The sequence below is a fragment of the Hydrogenophaga sp. genome (genome assembly GCF_030373225.1).
In the GTDB taxonomy this organism is placed as follows: domain Bacteria; phylum Pseudomonadota; class Gammaproteobacteria; order Burkholderiales; family Burkholderiaceae_C; genus Hydrogenophaga.
Genome location: NZ_JAUCZG010000034.1, coordinates 1 through 26,372 on the forward strand (window position 1 = coordinate 1; position 26,372 = coordinate 26,372).

Here is a 26,372-nt window from a genome sequence, read left to right on the forward strand (position 1 = left end):
TTACTCACTGATTTATCAGGGGGAGGTGACGCAGGTCATATTGGCACGGGGGGGAGCAGGCTGGCTACCCTGTCTCAGGGGGGCTATTGGGTGGACCGACCCATGCCTCTAATCTGTTTTAAAGCAAACAATATTTGTATTTATAACAACAGTGTGTGATACTCGAAACCTGACCAAGCCAACACAAGGAGCCCACCATGAGCGCAGTTGCTGAGCGTGAAGTGACCACGGCAGACGACCGTGGCGCCCTTGCCAAGATGGTTATGGGGTTGTTCGACCACTGGAAGCTGAGTACCGAAGACCAGGCAGCTTTACTGGGTATCGCTAGCAGCAACCGGGCGGCTTTGTCGAACTACCGCAGTGGCAAGCCTATCGGCACCAGCCGTGACCAGTACGAGCGCGTTGGCCACTTGCTTGGCATTCACAAGAATCTGCGCCTGCTGTTTCCACAAAACCGGGATCTGGTCTATCGCTGGATGACCACCCGGAACAAGGCTTTCGACAATTTGACCCCTGTTGAGGTGGTGAGGGAGTGGGGTTTTGCGGGCCTGCTGATGGTGCGCAGCTACCTGGACCGCGCCCGGGGCATCTGAGTCAGACCTGGAATGAATTCCCTGTTCGCCCAACTCACCCTGGCAGACTTTCAGCAGGATGTGGCCCGCAATATCGTGTCGTTGCGTCAATCACAAGACCTGTTCGATGACCTGACGCCAGATCCAGCCGAGTGGCTGTTGGCGCAAAAGGTGGAGGACGAAGTCAAGCCACCGCCATACCGATCCAGGACGCCAATCATTGATCGCCCGTTTGAAGATGCACAGTGGTTCAACGCCATCATGTGGCCGTTCAAGCATCGGCAGTCGAGCCGGTTTTCTGATGGGACCTACGGCGTCTGGTACGGCTCGGAATCGGTCGAGACGACGGTGTATGAGTCTGCTTACCACTGGCACAGAGGCTTGCTGTGCGACGCTGGGTTTGAGCAGATGGGGGTTATCGCCGAGCGCAAGGTGTATTCGGTGGCCTGCCATGCAGCGCTGCTGGATTTTCGGCAAGCTTCTCACAAACATCCGTATCTCTTGCATCCATCGGACTACGGGTTGTGCCAGTCGGTGGGGTCCAGGATTCACCGGGAGGGCCACCCTGGGCTTGTGACCCAGTCGGTGCGCCGTCCAGCCGGCCAGAACGTGGCGATTTTCAATCCAGGTGTTCTATCCAATGCACGGCACAACTGCCAGCTGACCTACCGGCTGGAGGGCGAGCAGATCGTGGTGGAAAAACAGCCTGGGATCACGTGGATCACATTGGCCACAGCGCGCTTTTCTTAGCTTGCTGAGCCGTCAGAGGGCCGCAAAGAGTTTGTGGGTGGCAACAGAAGGTATGACCAGGGGTGCGCGAATATTTTGCGACCTGGGATTTCTGGTCAGCACGGAAACGCCAACGTGAGCATCGCAGTGGAGGTGATGTTGGTCCGAACACGGACGCAAGGTGCCGGAAAAAAATACTTCCGACTGTCATCTTGTAGGAGAAGCTGACGTAGTCCGAGAAGAATCACCCTGCTCAAGGGAGAAAAACTACGACTCGGTCTTCATGGAAGAAACCAAGCAGTTTTATAGAGACCTATGTCTCAGTGCTTAGCAAGCCAGTGCTTCCCAATACATACGCTTTTATCTCCACCCTACCCACGATTTAATGTGGGTTTTTTTGTGGGTCAGAAATCTTAAACTGACGTAAGTTGTTGATTTATAAGGAATACTGGCGGAGAGGGCGGGATTCGAACCCGCGGTGGGTATTAGCCCACACACGCTTTCCAGGCGTGCGACTTAAACCGCTCATCCACCTCTCCGGGAAGCCCGCGATTGTAGCAGTGTCCCGGTGCGGTTCAGGATGCCGGGCTGCCGTCGGCGGTTTTGTGCCAGGCGTGTTGTTGCAGCACTTCCAGCGAAACGTGTTGCAGCGTGGCGGCGTTGGTGGCCTCGAGCACCAGGGGTGGGGCCACGCCGGCCTGCAGGGCTTCGAGCCAGCGCTGCACGCACAGGCACCAGCGGTCGCCGGGTTTGAGGCCGGCGAACCGCCATTCAGGCCGTGGCGTGCTGAGGTCGTTCCCTCGCTCACGCGAGAAGTCGAGGAACGGCGCGGTGACGCGCGCGCACACCACGTGGGTTCCGTGGTCATCGGGGCCGGTCTCGCAGCAGCCGTCTCGGTAGAAGCCGGTGAGCGGGTCGTAGGAGCAGGGCAGCAGTTCGGTGCCGAGGACGTTGCGCGCCAGGGTCATGGTGGTCTCTGCAGAGGAATGGGAATCAGACGGTCTTGGTGCTGCCCACCATCTTCATGGCCGAAGCGATGAGGGCGGAGACTTCGGTCATGTTGCTCGGAACGATCAGGGTCGTGGTGGCATTGGCGGCTACCTTGCTGTAGGCCTCCACAGCGCGCTCGGCCACCTTGAGTTGCACGGCTTCCTGACCACCCGGCTGGCGAATCGCCTCAGCCACTTTGCGGATGGCTTCTGCGGTCGCTTCGGCCACGGCCAGAATGGCCGAGGCTTCGCCCTGGGCGTTGTTGATTTCGGCCTGCTTTTCACCTTCGGAGCGGGCGATGAAGGCCTCGCGCTCGCCGGTGGCGATGTTGATCTGTTCCTGGCGACGGCCCTCGGACGCCGCGATCAAGGCGCGTTTTTCACGTTCTGCCGTGATTTGCGCCTGCATGGCCAGAAGAATTTCTTTCGGTGGCGTCAGGTCCTTGATCTCGTAGCGCAGCACCTTCACGCCCCAGTTGAGCGCGGCTTCGTCGATGGCATGCACCACCTGCGCGTTGATGATGTCGCGCTCTTCGAACGTCTTGTCGAGCTCCAGTTTGCCGATCACCGAGCGCAGCGAGGTCTGCGCGAGCTGGGTCACGGCGACGATGTAGTTGGACGAACCGTAGCTGGCGCGCATCGGGTCGGTGACCTGGAAATACAGGATGCCGTCAACCTGCAACTGGGTGTTGTCGCGCGTGATGCAGACCTGGCTCGGCACATCGAGCGGGATTTCTTTCAGGCTGTGTTTGTAGGCCACCTTGTCGATGAAGGGCACGAGGAAGTTCAGCCCCGGGGCGAGCGATGACTGGTATTTGCCCAGGCGCTCGACCACCCAGGCGTTTTGTTGCGGCACCACCTTGACGGAGCGGGTGATGAAGATGGCGGCGACGATGATCAAAAGGATGGCAATTTCCATGGCGGGCGGTTCTCTAAGAGTTGCAAAAACGGGGGGGGGGACGCGGGGGCAGGGCGGCTTCGGCGTCAGACCTTGTCGACCAGCAGGCGGCTGCCCACCAGCTCGGCCACGCGGTAGGCGCCGGGTGTGGGCGGGTTGCCTGGACGGTGGATCACGGTCCATTGCGCACCCCGGTATTTGACGCTGGCGGTGCCGTCGACGTTCCATTCATCGATCTGCAGGATCTCGCCCACGTCCAGGTTGACGCTGCGCATCGCACGAACGGACGGGTCGCTGGCGCGCCGCTTCTTGACGAAGTACCACGCCACGACGGCCGCAGAGCCGGTGAGCGCGGCAACACTCAGCTGGCCTGTCATGCCCAGACCGGCGTGTGCGGCCAGCGCCCCTGCAGCCATGCCCACAGCCAGCATCAGCAGGTAAAACGTGCCTGTGAACAGTTCCAGCGCGACGGTGGACCCCGCCAACAACCACCACAATGTTGATTCCGACATGCATGCTCCCGATGTTCTGAGGTGATGTGTGCGGCCTGAGCGCCACCCGAAGTGTGAAAAGCGAAGGTGGCGTTTGTCTGACCGAAGCCACATTTTGCGGCAAATGCTCGGCAACGCCCGGACCGGGACACATGTTGTCCGTACACTTCGCGCCTGCTTGGCCGCAAAGGCCCATTCACCAACAGCCTCCTTTTGCCCGATGGCCGCCTGCGCGGCTGGAGAAACCCATGAAATTCCGCTTCCCCATCGTCATCATCGACGAGGACTTCCGCTCTGAAAACACCTCGGGCCTGGGCATCCGCGCGCTGGCTCAGGCCATCGAAGTCGAAGGGTTCGAGGTGGTCGGTGTGACCAGTTACGGCGACATGAGCCAGTTCGCGCAGCAGCAAAGCCGGGCCAGTGCCTTCATCCTGTCGATCGACGACGAAGAGTTCAGCCATGGCGCCGATCTCGACCCGGTGGTGCTGAACCTGCGCAACTTCATCAACGAGGTGAGACGCAAGAACTCGGACGTGCCGATCTACATCTACGGCGAGACCAAAACCAGCCGGCACCTGCCCAACGACATCCTGCGCGAACTGCACGGCTTCATCCACATGTTCGAGGACACCCCGGAGTTCGTGGCCCGCCACATCATCAGGGAAGCCAAAAGTTACCTCGAAGGCATCCAGCCGCCGTTTTTCAAGGCGCTGCTCGACTATGCCGAAGACGGTTCCTACTCCTGGCATTGCCCGGGGCATTCGGGTGGCGTGGCCTTCCTGAAGAGCCCGGTGGGGCAGATGTTCCACCAGTTCTTCGGCGAAAACATGTTGCGGGCCGACGTCTGCAACGCGGTGGAAGAGTTGGGCCAGCTGCTCGACCACAACGGCGCCATTGGTGCGAGTGAACGCAACGCCGCGCGCATCTTCAACGCCGACCACTGTTTCTTCGTGACCAACGGCACCAGCACCAGCAACAAGATGGTCTGGCACCACACGGTGGCGCCGGGCGACGTGGTGGTGGTCGATCGCAACTGCCACAAGTCCATCCTGCACAGCATCATCATGACGGGTGCCATTCCCGTCTTCCTGAAACCCACGCGCAACCACTACGGCATCATCGGCCCGATTCCGCAGAGCGAGTTCGAGATCGATGCCATCAAGGCCAAGATCCGCGCCAACCCGCTGCTCGCCGGCGTGGACCCGGACACGGTCAAACCCCGGGTGCTTACGCTCACGCAATCCACCTACGACGGCGTGCTCTACAACACCGAAGCCATCAAGCAGATGCTCGACGGCTACGTGGCCAACCTGCATTTCGACGAAGCCTGGCTGCCGCACGCGGCCTTTCACCCCTTCTATGGCAATTTCCACGCCATGGGCAAGAAGCGCGTGCGCCCGCTCGAGTCGGTGGTGTACGCCACGCAGTCCATCCACAAGCTGCTCGCGGGCATCAGCCAGGCCAGCCACGTGCTGGTGCAGGACTCCCAGCATGTCAAGCTCGACCGCCACCTCTTCAACGAGGCCTACCTGATGCACACCAGCACCAGTCCGCAGTACGCGATCATCGCCAGCTGCGACGTGGCGGCGGCCATGATGGAGCCGCCCGGTGGCCGCGCGCTGGTGGAAGAGAGCATCTTCGAGGCACTCGATTTCCGCCGCGCCATGCGCAAGATCGATGCCGAGTTCGGTGACGACGACTGGTGGTTCAAGGTCTGGGGTCCGGACGATCTGGCCGAGGAGGGCATGGGCGAGGCGACCGACTGGGTGCTCAACCCCGACCCCGCCGGCTCACAGGCCACGGCCAAGGAATGGCACGGCTTTGGCGACATGGCGCCGGGCTTCAACATGCTCGACCCGATCAAGGCGACCATCGTCACGCCGGGCCTGAATCTGGACGGCCGCTTCGAGCCCGAAGGCATACCGGCATCCATCGTCACCAAGTTCCTCGCCGAGCACGGCGTGGTGGTCGAGAAGACGGGCCTCTACAGCTTTTTCATCATGTTCACCATCGGCATCACCAAGGGCCGCTGGAACACCTTGCTCACTGCGCTGCAGCAGTTCAAGGACGACTACGCCAAGAACCAGCCGATGTGGCGCATCCTGCCGGAGTTCTGCCAGAAGCACCCGCGCTACGAGCAGATGGGCCTGCGCGACCTGTGCCAGCACGTGCACGAGCTCTACGCCCGCTACGACATCGCCCGCCTCACCACCGAGATGTACCTGAGCGACCTGACACCCGCGATGAAGCCCACCGACGCCTTCGCGCACATCGCGCAGCGAACCACCGAGCGGGTGCCGATCGACGAACTCGAAGGCCGCATCACCACCAGCCTGGTGACGCCGTACCCGCCCGGCATTCCTCTGCTGATCCCCGGCGAGGTGTTCAACAAGAAGATCGTCGACTACCTCAAGTTTGCTCGCGAGTTCAACGCCCAATGCCCGGGCTTCGAGACCGACATCCACGGCCTCGTCGAGATGGTGGGCGACGACGGCAGGAAGCGTTATTTCGCCGACTGCGTGAAGGCCTGATCAGCGCAATGCGTCAGGTCGCACCCGCAGGAAACTGGCAAAGCGCGGCACACCGCTTTCGTTGACGCCGCGAAAGCGGTACGTGACCCACTCGCCCAACGCGGGCGGATGATCACGCTGGGCATCGGTGAAGCCGTTGCCCAGGCGGAAGCGCACACCATCGGGCGTTTCCACGAGCAAGGCGCCCATGCGGCCGGTGTGCCGGCCCTGCCCGGGCAGGTGCTGCAGCACGCGCGCTTCGGCGTCTTCGTGCGTCTTCACCTTCAGCAGGTCGCCGGTGCGTTTGGCGCGGTAGAGCGAATCGCCCCGGTGCAGCATGAGCCCTTCGCCGCCGTTCTTCACCGTGTGGTCGAGCCGCGCCATGAGCTCGGCATGGCTGCTCACGCGCTCCTGCGCCACCGCCTGCACCCATGGTCGATCGAGCTGCAGGACCAGCGTCTGGTAGGCCTGGATGCGCTCGGTGAAACGCCCCGGTTGGGCTGGCAGGTCGAACACCATGAAGCGCACCTTGCGCCACGCGTTGTCGTCGGGGGTCTGGCGGCGCACGGCAGAGAGTGTTTCTTCGAAGCGGCCGCGGCCGATCCACAGCTCGCCATCCATGGGCTCAGCGGGCCAGCCGGCGGTGAACCATGCAGGTGCGGCGATCACGTCGCCTCCACGGGTCAGCAGTCGGCGTCCATCCCAGAAGCCGCGCAAGCCGTCGTACTTTTCGCTCAGCCAGTAGTCGCCCAGCGGCACGCCGGGCCGATAGACGTTGGCGAGCATCAGGCTGGGCACATCTCCAGCCCACGAAGGACCGGACACGCCAGCCGCCACCAGGCTCAGCAAGCCAAGAAAATCCCGCCGCTTCATGAAGGAGTTTGGAGCAGGCCGTTTTCAGCCCAGCGCGTCGCTGTCGCGGCTCACGCCCGTGGTGTGGCTGTAGCCACCGTCCACGTAGGTGATCTCGGCGGTCACGCCGCCGGCCAGGTCGCTCAGCAGGAACGCGGCCACGTTGCCGACGTCCTCGATCGTCACGTTGCGACGGATCGGCGACGCACTGGCGACCATGCCCAGCAACTTGCCGAAGTCCTTGATGCCGCTGGCGGCAAGGGTCTTGATCGGACCGGCGCTGATGCCGTTGACCCGCATGCCCCTGGGGCCGAGCGACTCGGCCAGGTAACGCACTGACGCCTCCAGGCTGGCCTTGGCCAGACCCATGGTGTTGTAGTTGGGCACCGCGCGCAGCGCACCGAGGTAGGTGAGGGTGAGCAGGGCCGACTTCGGGTTGAGCATCGGCAGCGCGGCCTTGGCCATGGCGGGGAAGCTGTAGGCGCTGATGTCGTGGGCGATTCGGAAGTTCTCGCGGGTCAGGCCATCCAGAAAATCCCCGGCGATGGCCTCGCGCGGCGCGAAGCCGATGCTGTGCACAAAGCCGTCGAAGGTGGGCCACACCCGGGCCAGGTCGGCAAACAGTTTCTCGATCTGCGCGTCGTCACCGACATCGCAGTCGAAGATGAGTTTGGAGTCGAAGTCGGCGGCGAACTCGGTGATGCGCTCCTTGAAGCGTTCGCCGACATAGCTGAAGGCCAGCTCGGCGCCTTGCTGGTGGCAGGCCCTGGCGATGCCGTAGGCGATGGACCGGTTGGACAGCACGCCCGTGATCAGCAGTTTCTTGCCGGTAAGAAAACCCATGTTTCTGTCTCCAATGAAAAATCCTTCAGAATTGTCGCATGCACTTTTTGCCCACCCGACCAGGCCACCGACTCGCTTCGCTGTCTCTGGCCGCGTTGCTGGTGCTCTGGAGTTCGTCGGGCTGGGCGGCCCACGGTTACGCGCTGTGGGGCGAGCTGAAGTACCCCGACGGCTTCACGCATTTCGCCTACGTCAATCCGCAGGCACCCAAGAGCGGCGAGTTGCGTCTGGTGAGCAACCAGCGGGCCAGCACGTTCGACAAGTACAACCCCTTCACCCTGCGAGGCAACGGCCCGGCCTACCTCTCCAACCTGATGTTCGACTCGCTGCTGGCGGGCTCGCTTGACGAAACCGGTGCCGGCTACGGCCTGCTGGCCGAAGACGTTCAGGCCGCGCCCGATGGCCTGTCGGTCACGTTCCGGTTGCGCACCACCGCGCGCTTTCACAACGGTGACCCGGTGCTGGCAGCAGACGTCAAGCACACATTCGACACCCTGATGGGCCCGCACACATCGCCGGTCTACAAGACCATCCTGGCCGACGTGGCCGGCCTCGATGTTCTTGACGAGCGCACCGTGCGCTACCGTTTCAAGGTACCCAACCGCGAACTGCCGCTCACCGTGGGCGGTCTGCCGGTGTTCAGCCGGGCCTGGGGCGATGAGGCCGACCCGGCCACCGGGCAACGCAAGACCTTCGACAAGGTGGTCACCGACATCCCCATTGGCAGTGGACCCTACAGAATCGGCCCGGTCAGTTTCGGCAAGGACATCACCTATGTGCGCGACCCGGCGTATTGGGGACGCGACCTGCCGGTGCGCCGCGGCACCGCCAACTTCGACCGCATCACGGTCAAGATCTACCGCGACAACACCGCGCGGCTGGAGGCGCTGAAAGCGGGCGAGTTCGACCTCATGCGCTTCTTCTCGGCCGGTGATTGGGCGCGCCGTGTGACCGGGCGCAAGTTCGACACCGGCGAGCTCGTCAAGGGCGAATTCACGCACCGACTGCCGACCGGCTTCCAGAGCTACGTGCTCAACACCCGGCGTCCACCACTGGACGACATCCGCGTGCGCCAGGCCTTGGGCCTGGCCATGGACTACGAGTGGATGAACCGGCAAATGTTCTACAACGCGTACCAGCGTGTGCAGGGCCTCTTTGGCAACACCGACTGTTCGGCCAGCGGCATGCCCGGCGCACAGGAGCTGGCGTTGATGGAGCCCCTGCGCGCCCAGTTGCCGCCGGCCGCGCTGGGCCCGGCCGTTGTCCCTCCACGCACGGATGGTGAGAACTCCTTGCGCCAGAACCTGCGACAGGCCCAAGCCTTGCTGCGCGAGGCGGGTTGGTCGGTGCAGAACGGCGTGCTCAGGGACGCCCAGGGCCAGCCGCTGGAGTTGGAGTACCTCGACAGCAACGAGGTCGGCGCAAGGGTGGTGGCGCCATGGATCCGCAACCTCGAGAAGCTGGGCATCACGCTGCGCTTTCGTCCGGTGGACTTTGCGCTTTACCAGCAGCGCCTGCGCACCTTCGACTTTGACGTGTTGACGCTGGCCTTCGGCGGAACACACAACCCTGGCTCGGAGTACGCCGATCTGTTCGGCTCCGAGGCGGCCAAAACGCCCGATTCGGGCAACTTCACCGGCATTGCCAGCCAAGCGGTCGACACGTTGATCACCCGCATGACCAGCGCCAGCACACGGACCGACTTTCTGGCGGCGTGCCGCGCACTGGATCGCGTCATCACCCACAGCCATGTGCTGATCCCGCAGTGGTCGGCCACCACGCACCGCATGGCCTACAACGCATGGCGGTTGGAGCGGCCATCGGACATGCCTCCCTATGCCACCGGTGAAGCGTGGGCCATCGATACCTGGTGGGCGAAACAATGAGCACCTCCGTGCTTTGGCCGTGTTGGTTTGATCGACCGTTCGTGAAGGCGCAGTGACCATGTGGGTGTACATCCTCAAACGCCTTTTGCTCATGATCCCGACGCTTTTCGGGGTGCTGCTCATCACCTTCGTGGTGGTGCAGTTTGTGCCCGGCGGCCCGGTGGAGCAGTACCTGGCCGAAGCGCGCAGTGCCGAGGGTGGAGCAGCCGAAGGAGGTTCGGTGTACCGCGGAGCACAGGGCGTCGATCCGCAACGCATCGAGCAGATCAAGGCGCTGTATGGGTTCGACAAACCGGCGCACGAGCGCTTCATCGACATGTTGGGTCGCTTTGCGCGTTTCGATCTGGGCACCAGCTTTTTCCAGAACAAACCGGTGGGCGATCTCATCATCGAAAAGCTTCCAGTCTCCGTCACCCTGGGCCTCTGGACCTTTCTCATCAGCTACGGCGTGGCCGTGCCACTGGGCGTGGCCAAAGCGGTGCGAGCCGGTTCGCGTTTTGATCTGGTGACCACGCTGCTGGTGCTCATCGGCTACGCCATTCCGGGGTTCGTGCTGGGTGTGGCCCTGCTGGTGATCTTTGGCGGGCAGTTGCAGTGGTTTCCCTTGCGCGGGCTCACGTCGTCGAACTGGGAAGAACTCGGTTGGGGCGCGCGCATCGTCGACTACCTCTGGCACATCACGCTGCCTGTCACAGCCATGGTGCTCGGCAGTTTCGCCGTGACCGCGATGCTCACCAAAAACGCGTTTCTGGAAGAGATCCGCAAGCAGTACGTGATGACCGCGCGCGCCAAGGGCCTGAGCGAGCGGCAGGTGCTGTGGAAGCACGTGTTCCGCAACGCACTCATTCCCATCGTCACCGGATTTCCGGCCGCCTTCATCGGCGCGTTCTTCACCGGCGCGCTGCTGATCGAGACGCTGTTTTCGCTCGACGGCCTGGGCCTGCTGAGCTACGAGAGCGTGATCCGGCGCGACTATCCGGTTGTCATGGGAACGCTGTTTCTGTTCACCCTGATCGGCCTGGTCACCAAGCTGATCTCCGACCTGTGCTACGTGTGGGTCGACCCCCGCGTGAAGTTCGACTGATGGCCACCGCTTCCGTGAGCCCGGGGCGGCGCGCCTGGCAGCGCTTCAAGCGCAACAAGCTCGGCTACTGGAGCTTGGTCGTCTTTTGCGTGCTGGTGGTGCTCAGCCTGTTTGCCGAGCTGATTTCCAACGACAGGCCGCTGATCGTTCGTTACGAGGGCCAAACCTATTTTCCGGTACTGAAAGACCACGCGGAAACGGTCTTCGGCGGCGACTTCGACACCCCCACCGACTACCTCGACCCCTTCATTCAGGAGCAGATCTTCAAGGGTGACAACTGGGCGCTGTTCGCGCCCAACCCCTATGGCGCCAACACCATCAATTACTTTGCGGAGTCGCCCAACCCGGCCGGGCCCACGGCCGCCAACTGGCTCGGCACCGACGATCGCGGGCGCGACCTGCTGGCGCAACTGATCTACGGTTTTCGGGTGAGTGTGCTGTTCGCGCTGGCGCTCACCGCCATCGGTGTGGTGCTGGGCATCGTCACGGGCGCGATTCAGGGCTTCTTTGGTGGCAAGACCGATCTGGCTTTCCAGCGCTTCATCGAAGTCTGGGGCTCCATGCCCGAGCTCTACCTGCTCATCATTTTCTCGGCGGTGTTCGCGCCCAGTCTGGCGCTGTTGCTGGTGTTGCTGAGCCTGTTCGGCTGGATGGGGCTGTCCGACTATGTGCGCGCCGAATTCCTGCGCAACCGCCAGCTCGACTACGTGCGCGCCGCGCGCGCGCTGGGCCTGTCGAACTGGCAGATCATCTGGCGCCACGTGCTGCCCAACAGCCTCACGCCGGTCGTGACCTTCCTGCCGTTTCGCATGAGCGCGGCCATCCTGGCGCTCACCTCGCTCGACTTTCTCGGCTTGGGTGTGCCGCCCGGCACGCCATCGCTGGGCGAGTTGCTGAGCCAGGGCAAGAACAGCATCGATGCCTGGTGGATATCGCTCTCCACCTTCGCGGTGCTTGTGGGCACGCTGCTGCTGCTGACCTTCATGGGTGATGCGCTGCGCGATGCCCTGGACCCACGGAAGGTGGACAAATGACAGCCCCCACGCTGCTCGAGGTGAAAGACCTGCGCGTGTCCTTTGGTGGTCAGGAGGTTGTGCACGGCATCGATTTTTCCATCCAGGCCGGCGAGAAACTGGCGCTGGTCGGAGAGTCGGGCTCGGGCAAGACGGTGTCTGCCCTGTCGTTGCTGCGCCTGGTGCACAACGCCGAGGTGAGCGGCTCGGCGCTGCTGAACGGACGCGATCTGCTGTCCCTGACCGAGCACCAGTTGAGAGGTGTGCGTGGCGACGAGGTGGCGATCATCTTTCAGGAGCCCATGACGGCGCTCAATCCGCTCTACACCGTGGGCGACCAGATCGGTGAGGTGCTTCAACTCAAGAAGGGCTTCACGCCGCGGCAGGCCCTGGCCGCCACCGTGGAGTTGCTGGCTTCCACCGGCATCCCCGAGCCGGCGCGCCGTGCCGATGCGTTTCCCCACCAGCTCAGCGGCGGCCAGCGGCAGCGCGCCATGATCGCCATGGCCCTGGCCAGTGCGCCCAGGCTGCTGCTGGCCGATGAACCCACCACCGCGCTGGATGTGAGCCTGCGCGGCCAGATCCTCGACCTGCTGGCCGACCTGCAGCGCCAGCACGGCATGGCCGTGCTGCTGATCACCCACGACCTCAACCTGGTGCGACGGTTTGCCGACCGTGTGGCCGTGATGGAGCAGGGCCACCTGGTGGAGCAGGGCGCCGTGGCCGACGTGTTCGCCGCACCCCGGCATCCGTATACGCAGATGCTGCTGGCGAGCAAACCCGAACGCGACGTGGCGCCCGCCGAGCCACCGGCCGCCGATGCCACGCCGGTGTTGCAGGCCCGCGGCCTGCGCGTGAGCTACCCGGTGCCGCTGCCCGGGCTGCGTGGCTGGTTCAAGAAAGGCGAATTTGTCGCGGTGCAGGGCGCCGACCTGACACTGGCGCCCGGCCAGACCCTGGGCGTGATCGGGGAGTCGGGTTCGGGCAAGTCGACGCTGGCCCTGGCCGCGCTCGGCCTGTTGCCCCACCAGGGCAGCCTGCAGGTCACCGGCGCCGATTGGGCACAGGCCATCAGGAGCGGCCAGGGCCGGGCGCTGCGCCAGCGGGCGCAGGTGGTGTTTCAGGACCCGTTTTCCTCGCTGTCGCCGCGCATGACCATCGAGCAGATCGTGGGCGAAGGCCTGCTGGTGCACCAGCCCGGACTCACGTTGTCGCAGCGCCGCGAACGGGTGGTGCTGGCGCTGGCCGATGTCGGCCTGGTGGACGATCCAACGCGGGGCGGCGACTGGCTGCAACGCTATCCGCACGAATTCTCGGGCGGGCAGCGCCAGCGCCTGGCGATCGCCCGCGCGCTGATCATCGACCCCCGGTTGCTGGTGCTCGACGAGCCCACGAGCGCCCTGGACGTGACGGTGCAAAAGCAGGTGCTGGCCCTGCTGCAGCGCCTGCAGCGCGAACGCGGCCTGAGCTATCTGCTGATCACACACGATGTGGACGTGATCCAGGCGATGGCGCATCAGGTGATCGTGATGAAGGACGGTGCGGTTGTGGAAAGCGGCACCGTCGAGCAGGTGCTGCGCGCGCCCGAGCACCCCTACACCCGCACCCTGGTGCAGGCCGCGGCCTGACACCTGGCTCCGCTTTGACCTGAGTCAGGGCCGCGGCGGGGCGTGGGGCGTATAACCTGCGCATGGATCTTTTGCCAGCTTCTACCCCCACCCAACCCGTCACCCTGCAGTCGCCCTGGCGCTGGCTCGCACTGGGCTGGGCCGACCTGCGGCGCAACCCCTTGCCCGGGCTGGCTCACGGTGTCTTGCTGACCGCCTTCGGCTGGCTGCTGTTGTGGGCCGCGCGGGACCAGTTCTGGTTGCTCGCGGGCGCCTTTTCGGGCTTTCTGATCGTCGCCCCCATCCTGGCGACCGGCCTGTACCAGGTGAGCCGCCAGCAACGCGCCGGGCTCGGCGAGGTGGTGCAACTCTGGCGCTCGGGCGACGGCCGACTGATCAGGTTCGGCCTGTTGCTGGGTCTGGCCGGCACCGGCTGGGTGCTCACCTCGGCCGGGCTGATCACCTGGGGGTCACCGGTGCCCATCCTCAAGCCGATGGACTTTCTGCGGCACGTGGTGCTGGTGCGCCAGATTGGCCTCTTTGAAGCCTGGTTGCTGCTGGGCGCCTTGCTGGCAGCACCCGTGTTCGCGTCTACGGTGGTGGCCCTGCCCATGCTGGTGGACAGGCCGGTCTCGGTGATGGCAGCGGTGGCCGAGAGCTGGCGTGCCGTGGCCAACCACCCCGGACCCACGGCGTTGTGGGCGGTGGTGATCGCCCTGCTGGTCGTCGTGGGCATGGTGACCGCCTTGCTCGGGCTGGTCGTGCTGATTCCCCTGCTGGCCCATGCAAGCTGGCACGCCTACCGCGACCTGACCGCCCATCGGATGGGGCGCTGAGCCATGGGCAACACCGTTTTCGGCTACACCGAGGGCCAGATCGCCCAGTTCGGACTGACCTTCGGGGTCGGGGCCTTCATCCTCTACATGCTCTTCATCGTGTTCAATCTGGCGCGCGAATCCAAGGCCGGGAAGTTCGGCACCTTCGTGCTGTTTCTGGTGCTGTCATTCGGCATGCTGGGGTTTCTGGCCAAGAACCTGATTCAGTGGGTGCTTGGAATTTGAACGGCGTTCACGACTGATCGGCGATTCGGTTGCCAATCGCTCGTCGCAGGCGTTACAATGCGAGCTTCACGACCAAATGGGCGGGTAACTACCGGCCCATTTTTTTTGGCCGAACGCTTTTGACCCTGGGGTAATCCACAGGGTTCAACGCATGGCACGCATCGGGCACGCATCGGGCACGCATCGGGTAAACAGCATCAGCATGGCTTGGCAAGAGATCGTAGAGCAGACCGTCACCGGACTGGGTTTTGACCTGGTGGAGCTGGAGCGCTCGGGCAGCGGCTTGCTGCGCATCACGATCGACTTGCCATGGCAGGCACCGGTTGAAGGTGAGCCGGCGGCGCCCGAGCGTTTTGTCACGGTCGAAGATTGCGAAAAGATCACGCGTCAGCTGCAATACCTGCTGGAAGTGGAAGGCCTGGAGTACCGGCGCCTCGAGGTGGGTTCGCCGGGCATCGACCGGCCGCTGAAGCGCGAGATCGACTATGTGAGGTTTGAAGGTCACGTGATCGACCTCACCTTGAAGGCGCCGATCGGCGCCACCGGAACCGATGTGGCGGCGAACCGGAAGAAATTCAGGGGCACGCTGGAGCGTGCGGACGATGGTGTGCAGTGGCAGGTGGTGTGGAGCGATGCGCCCGAACCCAAGCCGGGCGCGCGGGTGAGCAAGAAGCGCGCTGCCGTGCCGATGCAGGCCATGACCTTTTCGCTGGACGACATCCAGCAGGCGCGTCTGGCGCCGATCGTGAATTTCAAGGGCCGACAGGCTCCCGGAGCATTGGCTTCAGACAGTGACGAGTGAGAGAAATCAAAGTGACCCAGGACAAGCAATTCGGAAAGGTGGGCGAGTGAAATGAACCGCGAAATGTTGATGCTGATCGATGCGATCTCGCGCGAAAAGAACGTCGAGCGCGACGTCGTGTTGGGCGCTGTTGAACTGGCGCTGGCCTCGGCCACCAAAAAACTCTACAAGGGCGACGTGGACATCCGCGTGGCCATGGACCCGGACACCGGTGCCTACGAAACCTTCCGTCGCTGGCTGGTCGTGCCCGATGAAGCCGGCCTGCAGAACCCCGATGCCGAAGAGCTGCTCACCGATGCCCGCGACGAGCTCGCCGACATCGAAGAGGGTGACTTCATCGAGAAGCCGGTGGAGAGCGTTCCGATCGGGCGCATCGGCGCCATGGCCGCCAAGCAGGTGATCCTGCAGAAGATCCGCGACGCCGAGCGCGAGATGCTGCTCAACGACTTCATGTCGCGCGGCGACAAGATCTTCGTGGGCACCGTCAAGCGCATGGACAAGGGTGACCTGATCATCGAGAGCGGCCGCGTCGAAGGCCGCCTCAAGCGCGGCGAGATGATTCCGAAGGAAAACTTCCGCACCGGTGACCGCGTTCGCGCCATGATCATGGACGTGGACCTGACCCTGCGCGGCGCACCCATCCTGCTGTCGCGCTCGGCACCGGCCTTCATGATCGAGCTCTTCCGCCAGGAAGTGCCCGAGATCGAACAAGGCCTGCTGGAGATCAAGACCTGCGCCCGTGACCCGGGTTCGCGAGCCAAGATCGCGGTGCACACCAACGACCGCCGCATCGACCCGATCGGCACCTGCGTGGGTGTGCGCGGTTCGCGCGTCAACGGCGTGACCAACGAGCTGGCTGGCGAACGCGTCGACATCGTGCTGTGGTCCGAAGACCCTGCGCAGTTCGTCATCGGCGCGCTGGCCCCGGCCAACGTGGTCTCGATCGTGGTGGACGAAGAGCGTCACGCCATGGACGTGGTGGTGGACGAAGAGAACCTGGCGATCGCCATCGGCCGCGGCGGCCAGAACGTGCGCCTGGCGTCCGAGCTGACCGGCTGGCGCATCAACATCATGACGGCCGACGAGTCGGCCCAGAAGCAGGCCGAAGAGGCCGACGGCATCCGCAAGGTGTTCATGGCCAAGCTGGACGTGGACCAGGAGATCGCCGACATCCTGATCGAAGAAGGCTTCACCAGCCTCGAAGAAGTGGCCTACGTGCCGCTGCAGGAAATGCTGGAGATCGAGTCGTTCGACGAAGACACGGTCAATGAGCTGCGCACCCGCGCCAAGGATGCCCTGCTGACGATGGAAATCGCTCGCGAAGAGAGCGTCGAAGAAGTTTCGCAGAACCTGCGTGACCTCGAAGGCGTGACCCCCGAGTTGATTGCCAAGCTGGCCGACGCCGGCATCCACACCCGCGACGAGCTGGCCGATCTGGCCACCGACGAGCTCACCGACATCACCGCACAGACGCCTGAAGAGGCCACCGCGCTGATCATGCTGGCACGCGCTCACTGGTTCACCGGTGACGAAGCGCAATCCACGACCTGACCAGCGGAGGCCCATCGGAGAATAGAGACCTATGACAAGTACCACCGTCGCCGAACTGGCTGCCGAGCTGAACAAGCCCACCACCGTCCTGCTGGAGCAACTCTCCGCGGCCGGCGTGCCCAAGTCATCCGGGGCCGATCCAGTCACCGAATCCGACAAGCAATCGCTGCTGGGCCACCTCAAGGCCAGCCACGGCACGGCCGGCGGTGAACGCAAGAAGATCACCCTGGTGAAGAAATCGACCTCCGAGATCAAGCAGGCCGACTCCACCGGTCGTGCCCGCACGATCCAGGTGGAAGTGCGCAAGAAGCGCACCTTCATCAAGCGCGATGACGAGGTTGCCGTGCCCGAGGCGGTTGAAGAGCCGGTGGTGGCCGCGCCGGTGATCGACACCGAAGAGTTGGCCCGCCGCGAGGAAGATGCCCGCCGCCAGGCCGAGCTGCTGCGTCGCCAGGAAGAAGAGTTCAACGAAAAGCGCCAGGCGCGCGAAGCCGAAGAAGCCCGTCAGGCGCAAGCCGCTGTCGAGCAGGAGCGGGCCAGCGCCGCTGCGGCCGAAGCGGCTGAAGCGGCCGAAACCGCCGCACGTGCGGCGGCCGAAGCGGCCTCGCCCGAAGGCATCTCCGAGGCAATCGCGGCCCGCACCGCGAAAGAGGCCAAGACCAAGACGGCCAACCTGGAGCGCGACTCCGCTGCCCGTGTCATCGCCGACCGCAATGCCGAGAGCAAGCGCGCCGACGACCTGCGCGCGCAGGATCTGGTGGAGCGCCGTCGCAAGGCCGAGGCCGAAGCGGCCAACATCCGCGCCATGATGTCGGCCCCGGCCAAGACGCTCGTGGCCAAGAAGCCCGAGCCACCGCCGGTCGACCCCAAGGCCGGCATCAAGGGCACATTGCACAAGCCCGCCGGCACGCCCGGCAAGCCCGCCACCACCGCTGCAGGCGCAGCCACGGCCGGCGCGGCCGGCAAGAAAGAGGTCAAGTCCGAGAACCTGTCCTCGACCTGGAAGGACGACGCGGCCAAGAAAAAAGAAATCAAGACGCGTGGCGACACCAGTGCCGGGCGCTCGACCAACTGGCGCGGCGGCCCGCGCGGTCGACGCGACTCGCGCGACTCCCGCGACACCGGCCAGAGCAATTTCGTGGCGCCGACCGAACTCAAGGTCATTGAAGTGCACGTGCCGGAGACCATCACGGTGGCCGAGCTGGCGCACAAGATGAGCCTGAAGTCTTCCGAGGTGATCAAGCAGCTGATGAAGCTGGGCCAGATGGTCACGATCAACCAGCCGCTGGACCAGGACACCGCCATGATCGTGGTGGAAGAACTGGGTCACAAGGCCGTGGTGGCCGCGCTCGACGATCCGGAAGCCTTCGCCGACGATGAAACCGCGCAACAGGAACACGAGTTGCTGCCACGCGCACCGGTGGTCACCGTCATGGGCCACGTGGACCACGGCAAGACCTCGCTGCTTGACTACATCCGCCGCGCCAAGGTGGCTGCGGGCGAAGCGGGCGGCATCACGCAGCACATCGGCGCCTACCACGTCGAAACCGAGCGCGGCATGATCTCGTTCCTCGACACCCCGGGTCACGAGGCGTTCACCGCCATGCGTGCCCGCGGCGCCCAGGCCACCGACATCGTGATCCTGGTCTGCGCGGCCGACGATGGTGTCATGCCGCAGACGAAGGAAGCCATCAAGCACGCCAAGGCGGCCGGGGTGCCCATCGTGGTCGCGCTGACCAAGATCGACAAACCGGGCATCAACCTCGAGAAGGTTCGCTCCGAACTCGTGGCCGAAGAAGTCGTGCCCGAAGAGTTCGGCGGTGACGTGCCGTTCGTGGGTGTGTCGGCCAAGACCGGCGTGGGTATCGACGCCTTGCTGGAGCAGGTGCTGCTGCAAGCCGAGGTGCTGGAACTCAAGGCCCCGGTGGAAGCCATGGCCAAGGGCCTGGTGATCGAGGCCCGTCTCGACAAGGGCCGCGGCGCAGTGGCCACGGTGCTGGTTCAGAGTGGCACGCTCAAGACCGGTGACGTCGTGCTGGTGGGCCAGACCTCGGGTCGTGTGCGCGCCATGCTGGACGAAAACGGCAAAAGCATCAAATCGGCCGGCCCTTCGATCCCGGTGGAAATCCAGGGTCTGTCGGAAGTGCCCCAGGCCGGCGACGACTTCATGGTGATGACCGACGAGCGCCGTGCGCGCGAGATCGCCACCTACCGTGCCGGCAAGTTCCGCAATACCAAGCTGGCGCGCCAGCAGGCCGCCAAGCTGGAGAACATGTTCTCCGACATGTCGGCTGGTGAAGTCAAGCTGCTGCCCATCATCGTCAAGTCCGACGTGCAGGGCTCGCAGGAAGCGCTGGCCCAGTCGCTGCTCAAGCTCTCGACCGACGAGATCAAGGTGCAGCTGGTGTTTGCCGGTGTGGGCGGCATCAGCGAGTCCGACGTCAACCTGGCGATCGCCTCCAAGGCGGTCATCATCGGCTTCAACGTGCGCGCCGACGTGGGTGCACGCAAGCTGGCCGAAGGCAACGACGTCGATCTGCGCTACTACAACATCATCTACGACGCGGTCGATGAGTTGCGCGCGGCGATGTCGGGCATGCTGGCGCCCGAGAAGCGCGAAGAGGTCATCGGCTCTGCCGAGATCCGCACCGTGTTCGTGGCCACCAAGATCGGCACCATTGCCGGCTGCATGGTCACGGCTGGCCAGGTCACCCGCAGCGCGCATTTCCGCCTGCTGCGCGACAACGTGGTCATCTACACCGGCGAGATCGACACCCTCAAGCGCCTCAAGGACGACGTGCGCGAAGTCAAGGAAGGCTTCGAGTGCGGTATCAAGCTGAAGAACTACAACGACATCAAGGAAGGCGACCAGCTCGAATTCTTCGAGGTCAAGGAAGTGGCCCGCACGCTGTAAGCGGTGATCTGCATGGTTCGCAAAGCCTCCTCCACCCCCAACCGCGGTTTCCGCGTGGCCGACCAGATCCAGCGCGATCTGGCCGAGCTGATCGCGCGCGAGTTGAAAGACCGCCGGGTGGGCATGGTCACGATCAACGCGGTCGAGGTCACGCCCGACTATGCGCACGCCAAGGTGTTCTTCAGCCTGCTCACCGGTGACCCGGCCGAAACGCTCGAAGGCCTCAACGCCGCGGCGGGTTTCCTGCGCAGCGGCTTGTTCAAGCGGCTGCACATCCACACCGTGCCCACGCTGCATTTCGTGTTTGACCGCACCACCGAGCGTGCGGCCGACATGAACGCCTTGATTTCCAAGGCAGTGTCTTCTCGGTCAAAGGAAGAGTAAACATGAGCACCGCAGGGCCGCCCCAGGGAGCGAACGCCCCCTTGGGGGGTGGCGATGCACGCGCAACGGGCGAGCGTGGGGGCAAGACGCACGCGCCACGCACAAGGGTGCAACGGCGCCCTGTGCACGGGGTGCTGTTGCTGGACAAACCGCTGGGTCTCTCCAGCAACCAGGCCTTGCAGAAAGCCAAGTGGCTGCTGCGCGCCGAGAAGGCCGGCCACACCGGCACGCTCGACCCGCTGGCCACCGGGGTGTTGCCGCTGTGTTTTGGCGCCGCCACCAAGTTCAGCCAGATCCATCTGGATGCCGACAAGACCTACGAAACGGTGGTGCGCCTCGGCGTGAAGACCAGCACGGCCGACGCCGAAGGTGATGTGATCCAGACCCGTGACGTGGCTTGCACGCCGGGGCAGGTGGTCGAAGTGCTGGATGGCTTCATGGGCCCCGTCACGCAGGTGCCGCCGATGCACAGCGCGCTGAAGAAAGACGGCAAGCCGCTGTACGAATACGCCCGCCAGGGCGAGACCGTGGAGCGCGAAGCGCGCCATGTGGTGATCCACGACCTCGACCTGCTCGACATGCAGCTGCAGGGCGAGGCGCCGTTCTTGCGCCTGCGCGTGCGTTGCAGCAAGGGCACCTACATCCGCACCCTGGGTGAAGACATTGCCGAAGCCCTGGGCTGCGGTGGTCACCTGAGCATGCTGCGCCGCATCGAAACCGGGCCGTTCGATGCTTCGCAATGCATCACGCTCGACGCCCTCGAAGCGCTGGATGAAAGCGAGCGCGTGTCGCTGCTGCTGCCGGTGCAGACCCTGCTGGTCGGACACCAGCGCGTCACGCTCGACGCCGACGATGCCGGACGTTTCCTCAGCGGCGTGCGCCGCCGGGGCGACTGGGCCGACATCGAGCGGGTGGCCGTGTTCGGACCGGCGCCCTCTGCGGACGAAGAGACCCTGCCTTCACAAGCCGTGCTGCTGGGCAGCGCGCACACCCTGTCGGGTGAACTGATCCCGGGGCGGCTGCTGAGCCCCATCGAAATACAGCAAATCCTGGAAACCTCACCGGAACTCGCATCATGAGCAAACAAATCCGCAACATCGCCATCATCGCCCACGTCGACCATGGCAAAACCACCATGGTGGACCAGCTGCTTCGCCAGTCGGGCACCTTCGCCGAACACGAAAAGATCGTGGACACGGTGATGGACAACAACGCCATCGAGCGCGAGCGGGGCATCACCATCCTGGCCAAGAACTGCGCCGTGAGCTGGGAAGGCACGCACATCAACATCGTCGACACCCCCGGCCACGCGGACTTCGGTGGTGAGGTCGAGCGCGCCCTGTCCATGGTGGACGGTGTGGTGCTGCTGATCGACGCGCAGGAAGGCCCGATGCCGCAGACGCGCTTCGTGACCAAAAAGGCGCTGGCCCTGGGCCTCAAGCCCATCGTGGTCGTGAACAAGGTGGACAAACCGGGCGCGCGTCCGGACGCCGTGATCAACGCCGCGTTCGACCTGTTCGACAAGCTCGGCGCCAACGACGAGCAGCTCGACTTTCCCGTGGTCTACGCCTCGGGCATCAACGGCTGGACCTCGCTGGTCGAAGGTGCGCCCGGCGAGCAGTGGGGCCCCGACATGTCGGCCCTGTTCAACACCGTGCTCAAGCACGTCAAGCCGCAGGACGGCGACCCGGCCGCTTCGCTGCAGCTGCAGATCTCCGCGCTCGACTTCTCCACTTTCGTCGGCCGCATCGGCGTTGGCCGCATCAGCCAGGGCACCATCAAGCCCAACATGGACGTGGTGGTGATGGAAGGCGCGGACGGCAAGGTCGTCAAGGGCCGTGTCAACCAGGTGCTCAAGTTCCAGGGCCTGGACCGTGTGCAGGTCACCGAAGCCGGCCCGGGCGACATCGTGCTCATCAACGGCATTCCCGACATCGGCATCGGCGTGACCGTGACCGACCCGCTGAACCCCGCGCCGCTGCCCATGCTCAAGATCGACGAGCCCACGCTGACCATGAACTTCTGCGTGAACACCAGCCCGCTGGCCGGGCGCGAAGGCAAGTTCGTCACCAGCCGCCAGATCTGGGACCGCCTTCAGAAGGAGCTGCAGCACAACGTGGCCCTGCGCGTGAAGGAAACCGACGAGGACGGCATTTTTGAAGTGATGGGCCGCGGTGAACTGCACCTGACCATCCTGCTGGAAAACATGCGCCGCGAAGGCTACGAACTCGCCGTCTCCAAGCCACGTGTGGTGTTCCGCGAGATCGACGGCGTGCGCCACGAACCCATTGAAATGGTGACGGTGGACATCGAGGAGCAGCACCAGGGCGGTGTGATGCAGGCGCTCGGCGAGCGCAAGGGCGAACTGGCCAACATGGAACCCGATGGCCGTGGTCGTGTGCGTCTGGAGTACCGCATTCCCGCGCGTGGTCTGATCGGCTTCACCAACGAATTCCTGAACCTCACCCGCGGCTCCGGCCTGATCGCCAACATCTTCGACGGCTACGAGCCGCACAAGGGCGACATCGCCAGCCGCAAGAACGGCGTGCTGATCTCCATGGACGACGGTGAGATCTTCACCTACGCCCTGGGCAAGCTCGACGATCGCGGCCGCATGTTCGTGCGTGCCGGCGACCCGGTGTACGAAGGCATGATCGTCGGCATCCACAACCGCGACAACGACCTGATCGTCAACGCCACGCGCACCAAGCAGCTGACCAACTTCCGCGTCAGCGGCAAGGAAGACGCGATCAAGATCACGCCACCGGTCGACCTCAACCTCGAATACGGCGTCGAATTCATCGAGGACGACGAGCTGGTGGAAATCACGCCCAAGAGCGTGCGTCTGCGCAAGCGCTTCCTGAAGGAAAGCGACCGCAAGCGCGCGTCCAAGAGCGCCTGAATTCCCGATCGCCCCGAGCTGGTCCTCCGCCAGGCTCGGGACGAACGCATCCAGGGGGCTTCGACAGGCTCAGCCCGAACGGGGTGAGTTCATCCGAACAACGGCAAAAGACCACCATGCCCTTGCGCGCACTCAACCGCCTGACCCATACCCAGGCGGTGTTCCTCATGCTGGCGGTCACGCTCATGTGGTCGATCGCAGGGGTGGTGTCGCGCCAGCTGGAATCGGCAGCGCGTTTCGAGATCACATTCTGGCGCAGCGCTTTCACGGCGCTGTCGCTGCTGGTCATCCTGCCGCTGTGGCGTCAGGCCGACCGCCGCCAGGGCCACCTGGTGGAGCCGACGGCGCAGCCTTCGCTGCGGCGCTGGCTCAAGCGCCACTGGGGCCTGATTCCCGAATCGTCGGCGTTCTGGATCTCGGGCGTGTGCTGGTCGGTGATGTTCACCGCCTTCATGCTGGCCCTGAGCTTCACCAGCGTGGCCAACGTGCTGGTGATCATGTCGGTGGGGCCGCTCTTCACCGCGCTGGTGGCGCGCATCTTCATCGGGCAGCAGCTGGCTGCGCGCACCTGGCTGGCCATCCTGGCCGCCGGTGCCGGCATCGCCTACATGTATGGCAGCCAGTTCGTGGCGGCGCTGGCCCGTCCCGAGATCGACACCGGCGGACTGGTGTTGGGCTCGCTCACCGCCCTGTGTGTGCCGATCGCAGGTGCCATCAACTGGACGGTGGTCCAGCGCAGCCAGAGCCAGGGCGAAAAGATCGACCTCGTGCCCTCGGTGCTTCTCGGCGCGGTGATCTCCTCGCTGCTGACACTGCCGCTGGCGTTGCCATTCGCCGCCACCGCTGGCGACGTGGCCTGGCTGGCGCTGCTCGGCCTCGTGCAGCTGGCCATCCCCTGCGCGCTGTCGGTGGTGTGCGCACGTGTGCTCAAGGCACCCGAAGTGTCGCTGCTGGCCTTGCTGGAGGTGATCTTCGGCATCCTGCTGGCCTGGGTCTGGGCCAACGAAGTGCCGGGCGACGAGGTGCTGCGGGGCGGCAGCCTCGTGATCGGCGCCCTGGTGATCAACGAACTGCTGGGCTGGCGCTCGCGCACGGGGTCCCCGCGCATCCAGACCGTCGACCAGCAACCCCGATGAACGATTCCTGCGGAAGAACCCCGATGAACGCCTCCACCTCCGAATCCCACGTCATCGCCGAAGTCCTCGGACGCGTCGGCTGCATCACCCTCAACCGCCCGAAGGCGCTGAACGCCCTGTCGCTGGACATGATCCGCAGCATCACCCAGGCGCTCGTGTCCTGGCGCGACAGCGATCAGGTGCAGGCGGTGGCGATCCGCGGCGTCAACAAGGAGGGCCCGTTCGGCAGCTTCTGCGCCGGTGGTGACATCCGTTTCTTCCACCAGGCCGCCCTCGCAGGCGACCCATCGCTGGAGGACTTCTTCACCGAAGAGTACGCGCTCAACCACCTGATCCACACCTACCCCAAGCCCTACATCGCCTTCATGGACGGCATCGTCATGGGCGGCGGCATGGGCATCAGCCAGGGCGCGAGCCTGCGCATCGTCACCGAGCGCAGCAAGCTGGCCATGCCGGAAACCCACATCGGACTCTTTCCCGACGTGGGCGGTGGCTACTTTCTGAGCCGGTGCCCGGGTCGCCTGGGCGAGTACCTCGCGCTCACCGGCCAGGTGCTCGGCGCACGGGATGCCATGGCCGCGGGCCTGGCCGACGGTTTCATCGAATCGGGCCGCCTCGCGGGCCTGTGGAACTCGCTGGCGCAAACGCCGTTCGAGAACGGCGCCGCGGTGGAGCGCTGGTGCGCCAGTCACCTCAGCACCACGGTGGCCCCGGGCAGCTGGCCAGCCAGGACCATCGATCGGGTGTTCGGCCTGCCCGACATGCACGCCATCATGTCCACGCTGGAGTCGGACGACAGCGACTGGGCCAAGGCCACCGCCGCCACGCTGCGCCACCGCTCACCGCTGATGCTTCATGTGGTGCTCGAACAGGTGCGCCGCGCCCGTGCCCTGGGTCTCGCCGACAACCTGCGCATGGAGCGCGGCCTGGTTCACCGATGTTTCCACCTGCGCCCGGGCGCGGCCAGCGAGACGGTGGAGGGCATCCGCGCGCTGGCGGTGGACAAGGACCATCAGCCGCGCTGGAACCCGCAGCGCATCGAAGAGGTGGGAAGAGGGCAGGTGGCCGAGTTCTTCACCAGTCCGTGGCCGGCGCAAGACCATCCGCTGAAACACCTGGGCTGATGCGGCGCGGGGGCTGGCGCGCGAGCGCTCAGCGGTGGCGCGTCTTCATCACCCGCTCGACCTCGCGTTTGCCTTCGCGGTCCTTGATGGTGTCGCGCTTGTCGTGCTCGGCCTTGCCCTTGGCCAGCGCCAGCTCGCACTTCACCTTGCCGTTTTTCCAGTGCAGGTTGAGCGGAACCAGGGTGTAGCCCTTTTGCTCCACCTTGCCGATGAGGCGGCGGATCTCGTCCTTGTGCAGCAGCAGTTTTTTGGTGCGCACCGCATCGGGGCTGATGTGCGTGGAGGCCGTGTGCAGCGCATTGATCTGACAGCCGATGAGGAACAATTCGCCGCTGCGGATGACCACATACCCGTCGGTGAGCTGCACCTTGCCTTCGCGCAGGGCCTTCACCTCCCAGCCTTCGAGCACCATGCCGGCTTCAAAGCGTTCCTCGATGGCGTAGTTGAAAAACGCCTTCTTGTTGTCGGCGATGCGGCTGTCGAGGCCTTTGGTGGGAGTTGCTTTGCTGTTTTTGGTGGCCATGGCGCGCGAGGTGCGGCCGTTTCAGGCCAATACAATGCAGTTGATTGTATGAAAACGATTCACAAGTCAGTCCTGCTGTGGCACAGCGCTCCCGAAATGTTCGCGCTGGTGACCAACATCGAACACTATCCGCAGTTTCTGCCCTGGTGCGATCACGGCGAAGTGCTGGAGCAGGTCGAGGACGGCATGGTGGCGCGTGTGGGCATGGCCATCAGCGGCCTGCGCCAGAGTTTCACCACACGCAACACCCACGAAACCGACCGCAGGGTGCTCATGGAACTGGTCGATGGGCCGTTCTCCCGGCTCGACGGCGTCTGGGCGTTCACGCCTCTGGGTGACGGCACCCAGCGCGCCTGCAAGGTCGAATTCACCCTGAGCTACGGCTTCTCCAGTTCCACGCTGGCAGCGCTCGTGGGCCCGGTGTTCGACAAGATCGCCGGCAACCTGGTCGACGCCTTCGTCAAACGCGCCGATCAGGTCTACGGCGCGGACTGAACCCGC

General features: G+C 64.4%; 24 protein-coding genes and 1 tRNA gene. 18 read left to right on the forward strand and 7 right to left on the reverse strand.

From position 1 onward, the window contains the following. Positions 1 to 197 precede the first annotated feature (197 nt). Together QUV35_RS16040 and QUV35_RS16045 are read left to right on the forward strand one after the other, a co-directional pair. Positions 198 to 593 (forward strand): MbcA/ParS/Xre antitoxin family protein, encoded by a 396-nt coding sequence (locus QUV35_RS16040; protein WP_300876311.1) that lies wholly within the window; start codon positions 198 to 200, stop codon positions 591 to 593. Positions 594 to 605: 12 nt separating this feature from the next. Further along, on the forward strand, positions 606 to 1,322 hold the full coding sequence (locus QUV35_RS16045; protein ID WP_300876314.1) for an RES family NAD+ phosphorylase: 717 nt from the start codon (positions 606 to 608) through the stop codon (positions 1,320 to 1,322). Positions 1,323 to 1,750: 428 nt separating this feature from the next. Here QUV35_RS16045 and QUV35_RS16050 read toward each other — a convergent pair. From QUV35_RS16050 to QUV35_RS16065, 4 genes are all read right to left on the reverse strand, one after another. Further along, positions 1,751 to 1,840, reverse strand: a tRNA-Ser gene (locus QUV35_RS16050). A 36-nt stretch (positions 1,841 to 1,876) separates the two neighbouring features. Further along, the gene (locus tag QUV35_RS16055; protein WP_300876316.1) at positions 1,877 to 2,269 is read right to left on the reverse strand and encodes a DUF2237 domain-containing protein; all 393 of its coding nucleotides are present in this window, start codon (positions 2,267 to 2,269) and stop codon (positions 1,877 to 1,879) included. Positions 2,270 to 2,294: 25 nt separating this feature from the next. Further along, positions 2,295 to 3,209 carry a stomatin-like protein gene (locus QUV35_RS16060; protein ID WP_300876318.1) on the reverse strand — a complete coding sequence of 305 codons (915 nt, stop codon included), beginning with the start codon at positions 3,207 to 3,209 and terminating at the stop codon, positions 2,295 to 2,297. Positions 3,210 to 3,274: 65 nt separating this feature from the next. Next, entirely contained in the window at positions 3,275 to 3,700 is a 426-nt protein-coding gene (locus QUV35_RS16065; protein WP_300876321.1) for an NfeD family protein, read from the reverse strand. A 227-nt stretch (positions 3,701 to 3,927) separates the two neighbouring features. On the opposite strand from QUV35_RS16065, the gene QUV35_RS16070 reads away from it, so the two are divergent. Beyond that, positions 3,928 to 6,210 carry an arginine/lysine/ornithine decarboxylase gene (locus QUV35_RS16070; protein WP_300876324.1) on the forward strand — a complete coding sequence of 761 codons (2,283 nt, stop codon included), beginning with the start codon at positions 3,928 to 3,930 and terminating at the stop codon, positions 6,208 to 6,210. Here the strand turns inward: QUV35_RS16070 and QUV35_RS16075 are convergent, their stop codons facing one another. Both QUV35_RS16075 and fabI read right to left on the reverse strand, forming a co-directional pair. After that, positions 6,211 to 7,062 (reverse strand): DNA ligase, encoded by an 852-nt coding sequence (locus QUV35_RS16075; RefSeq protein ID WP_300876327.1) that lies wholly within the window; start codon positions 7,060 to 7,062, stop codon positions 6,211 to 6,213. Positions 7,063 to 7,086: 24 nt separating this feature from the next. Beyond that, a complete protein-coding gene (fabI, locus tag QUV35_RS16080) occupies positions 7,087 to 7,884 on the reverse strand; it encodes an enoyl-ACP reductase FabI (protein ID WP_300876329.1) in 798 nt (265 codons plus the stop codon). A gap of 38 nt (positions 7,885 to 7,922) precedes the next feature. On the opposite strand from fabI, the gene QUV35_RS16085 reads away from it, so the two are divergent. The 14 genes from QUV35_RS16085 to QUV35_RS16150 all read left to right on the forward strand — a co-directional run bounded on the left by QUV35_RS16085 (position 7,923) and on the right by QUV35_RS16150 (position 25,348). Beyond that, on the forward strand, positions 7,923 to 9,770 hold the full coding sequence (locus tag QUV35_RS16085) for an extracellular solute-binding protein (RefSeq protein WP_300876332.1): 1,848 nt from the start codon (positions 7,923 to 7,925) through the stop codon (positions 9,768 to 9,770). Positions 9,771 to 9,828: 58 nt separating this feature from the next. Further along, positions 9,829 to 10,854: a microcin C ABC transporter permease YejB gene (locus QUV35_RS16090; RefSeq protein WP_300876335.1), complete on the forward strand. Its 1,026-nt coding sequence runs from the start codon at positions 9,829 to 9,831 to the stop codon at positions 10,852 to 10,854. Next, entirely contained in the window at positions 10,854 to 11,888 is a 1,035-nt protein-coding gene (locus QUV35_RS16095) for an ABC transporter permease (RefSeq protein ID WP_300876339.1), read from the forward strand. The genes QUV35_RS16090 and QUV35_RS16095 overlap by 1 nt, the downstream gene beginning before the upstream one ends. Further along, positions 11,885 to 13,495: a dipeptide ABC transporter ATP-binding protein gene (locus QUV35_RS16100; protein WP_300876342.1), complete on the forward strand. Its 1,611-nt coding sequence runs from the start codon at positions 11,885 to 11,887 to the stop codon at positions 13,493 to 13,495. The genes QUV35_RS16095 and QUV35_RS16100 overlap by 4 nt, the downstream gene beginning before the upstream one ends. A 62-nt stretch (positions 13,496 to 13,557) precedes the next feature. Next, positions 13,558 to 14,310, forward strand: a complete 753-nt coding sequence (locus tag QUV35_RS16105; RefSeq protein WP_300876345.1) for a DUF2189 domain-containing protein — start codon at positions 13,558 to 13,560, stop codon at positions 14,308 to 14,310. A gap of 3 nt (positions 14,311 to 14,313) precedes the next feature. Further along, complete coding sequence (locus tag QUV35_RS16110) at positions 14,314 to 14,535, forward strand: DUF2788 domain-containing protein (protein WP_300876348.1); 222 nt, start codon at positions 14,314 to 14,316, stop codon at positions 14,533 to 14,535. Positions 14,536 to 14,737: 202 nt separating this feature from the next. Continuing rightward, positions 14,738 to 15,337, forward strand: coding sequence for a ribosome maturation factor RimP (rimP, locus tag QUV35_RS16115; RefSeq protein WP_300876351.1), 600 nt, complete (start codon positions 14,738 to 14,740; stop codon positions 15,335 to 15,337). 51 nt (positions 15,338 to 15,388) lie between these two features. Then, positions 15,389 to 16,888: a transcription termination factor NusA gene (gene nusA / locus QUV35_RS16120; protein WP_300876354.1), complete on the forward strand. Its 1,500-nt coding sequence runs from the start codon at positions 15,389 to 15,391 to the stop codon at positions 16,886 to 16,888. Positions 16,889 to 16,919: 31 nt separating this feature from the next. Beyond that, on the forward strand, positions 16,920 to 19,802 hold the full coding sequence (gene infB / locus QUV35_RS16125; RefSeq protein WP_300876357.1) for a translation initiation factor IF-2: 2,883 nt from the start codon (positions 16,920 to 16,922) through the stop codon (positions 19,800 to 19,802). Positions 19,803 to 19,814: 12 nt separating this feature from the next. Beyond that, on the forward strand, positions 19,815 to 20,186 hold the full coding sequence (gene rbfA, locus QUV35_RS16130) for a 30S ribosome-binding factor RbfA (protein ID WP_159606121.1): 372 nt from the start codon (positions 19,815 to 19,817) through the stop codon (positions 20,184 to 20,186). A gap of 2 nt (positions 20,187 to 20,188) precedes the next feature. Further along, positions 20,189 to 21,265, forward strand: a complete 1,077-nt coding sequence (truB, locus tag QUV35_RS16135; protein ID WP_300876368.1) for a tRNA pseudouridine(55) synthase TruB — start codon at positions 20,189 to 20,191, stop codon at positions 21,263 to 21,265. Beyond that, entirely contained in the window at positions 21,262 to 23,088 is a 1,827-nt protein-coding gene (typA, locus tag QUV35_RS16140) for a translational GTPase TypA (RefSeq protein WP_300876370.1), read from the forward strand. The genes truB and typA overlap by 4 nt, the downstream gene beginning before the upstream one ends. 116 nt (positions 23,089 to 23,204) lie before the next feature. Beyond that, positions 23,205 to 24,224, forward strand: coding sequence for a DMT family transporter (locus QUV35_RS16145; RefSeq protein ID WP_300876372.1), 1,020 nt, complete (start codon positions 23,205 to 23,207; stop codon positions 24,222 to 24,224). A gap of 23 nt (positions 24,225 to 24,247) precedes the next feature. Then, a complete protein-coding gene (locus QUV35_RS16150) occupies positions 24,248 to 25,348 on the forward strand; it encodes an enoyl-CoA hydratase/isomerase family protein (protein ID WP_300876375.1) in 1,101 nt (366 codons plus the stop codon). 28 nt (positions 25,349 to 25,376) lie between these two features. On the opposite strand, the gene smpB is transcribed toward QUV35_RS16150, so the two are convergent. After that, positions 25,377 to 25,871 carry an SsrA-binding protein SmpB gene (smpB, locus tag QUV35_RS16155; protein ID WP_300876378.1) on the reverse strand — a complete coding sequence of 165 codons (495 nt, stop codon included), beginning with the start codon at positions 25,869 to 25,871 and terminating at the stop codon, positions 25,377 to 25,379. A gap of 48 nt (positions 25,872 to 25,919) precedes the next feature. Here smpB and QUV35_RS16160 point away from each other — a divergent pair, with 48 nt between their 5' ends. After that, positions 25,920 to 26,366 (forward strand): type II toxin-antitoxin system RatA family toxin, encoded by a 447-nt coding sequence (locus QUV35_RS16160; protein ID WP_300876381.1) that lies wholly within the window; start codon positions 25,920 to 25,922, stop codon positions 26,364 to 26,366. Positions 26,367 to 26,372: the final 6 nt, after the last annotated feature.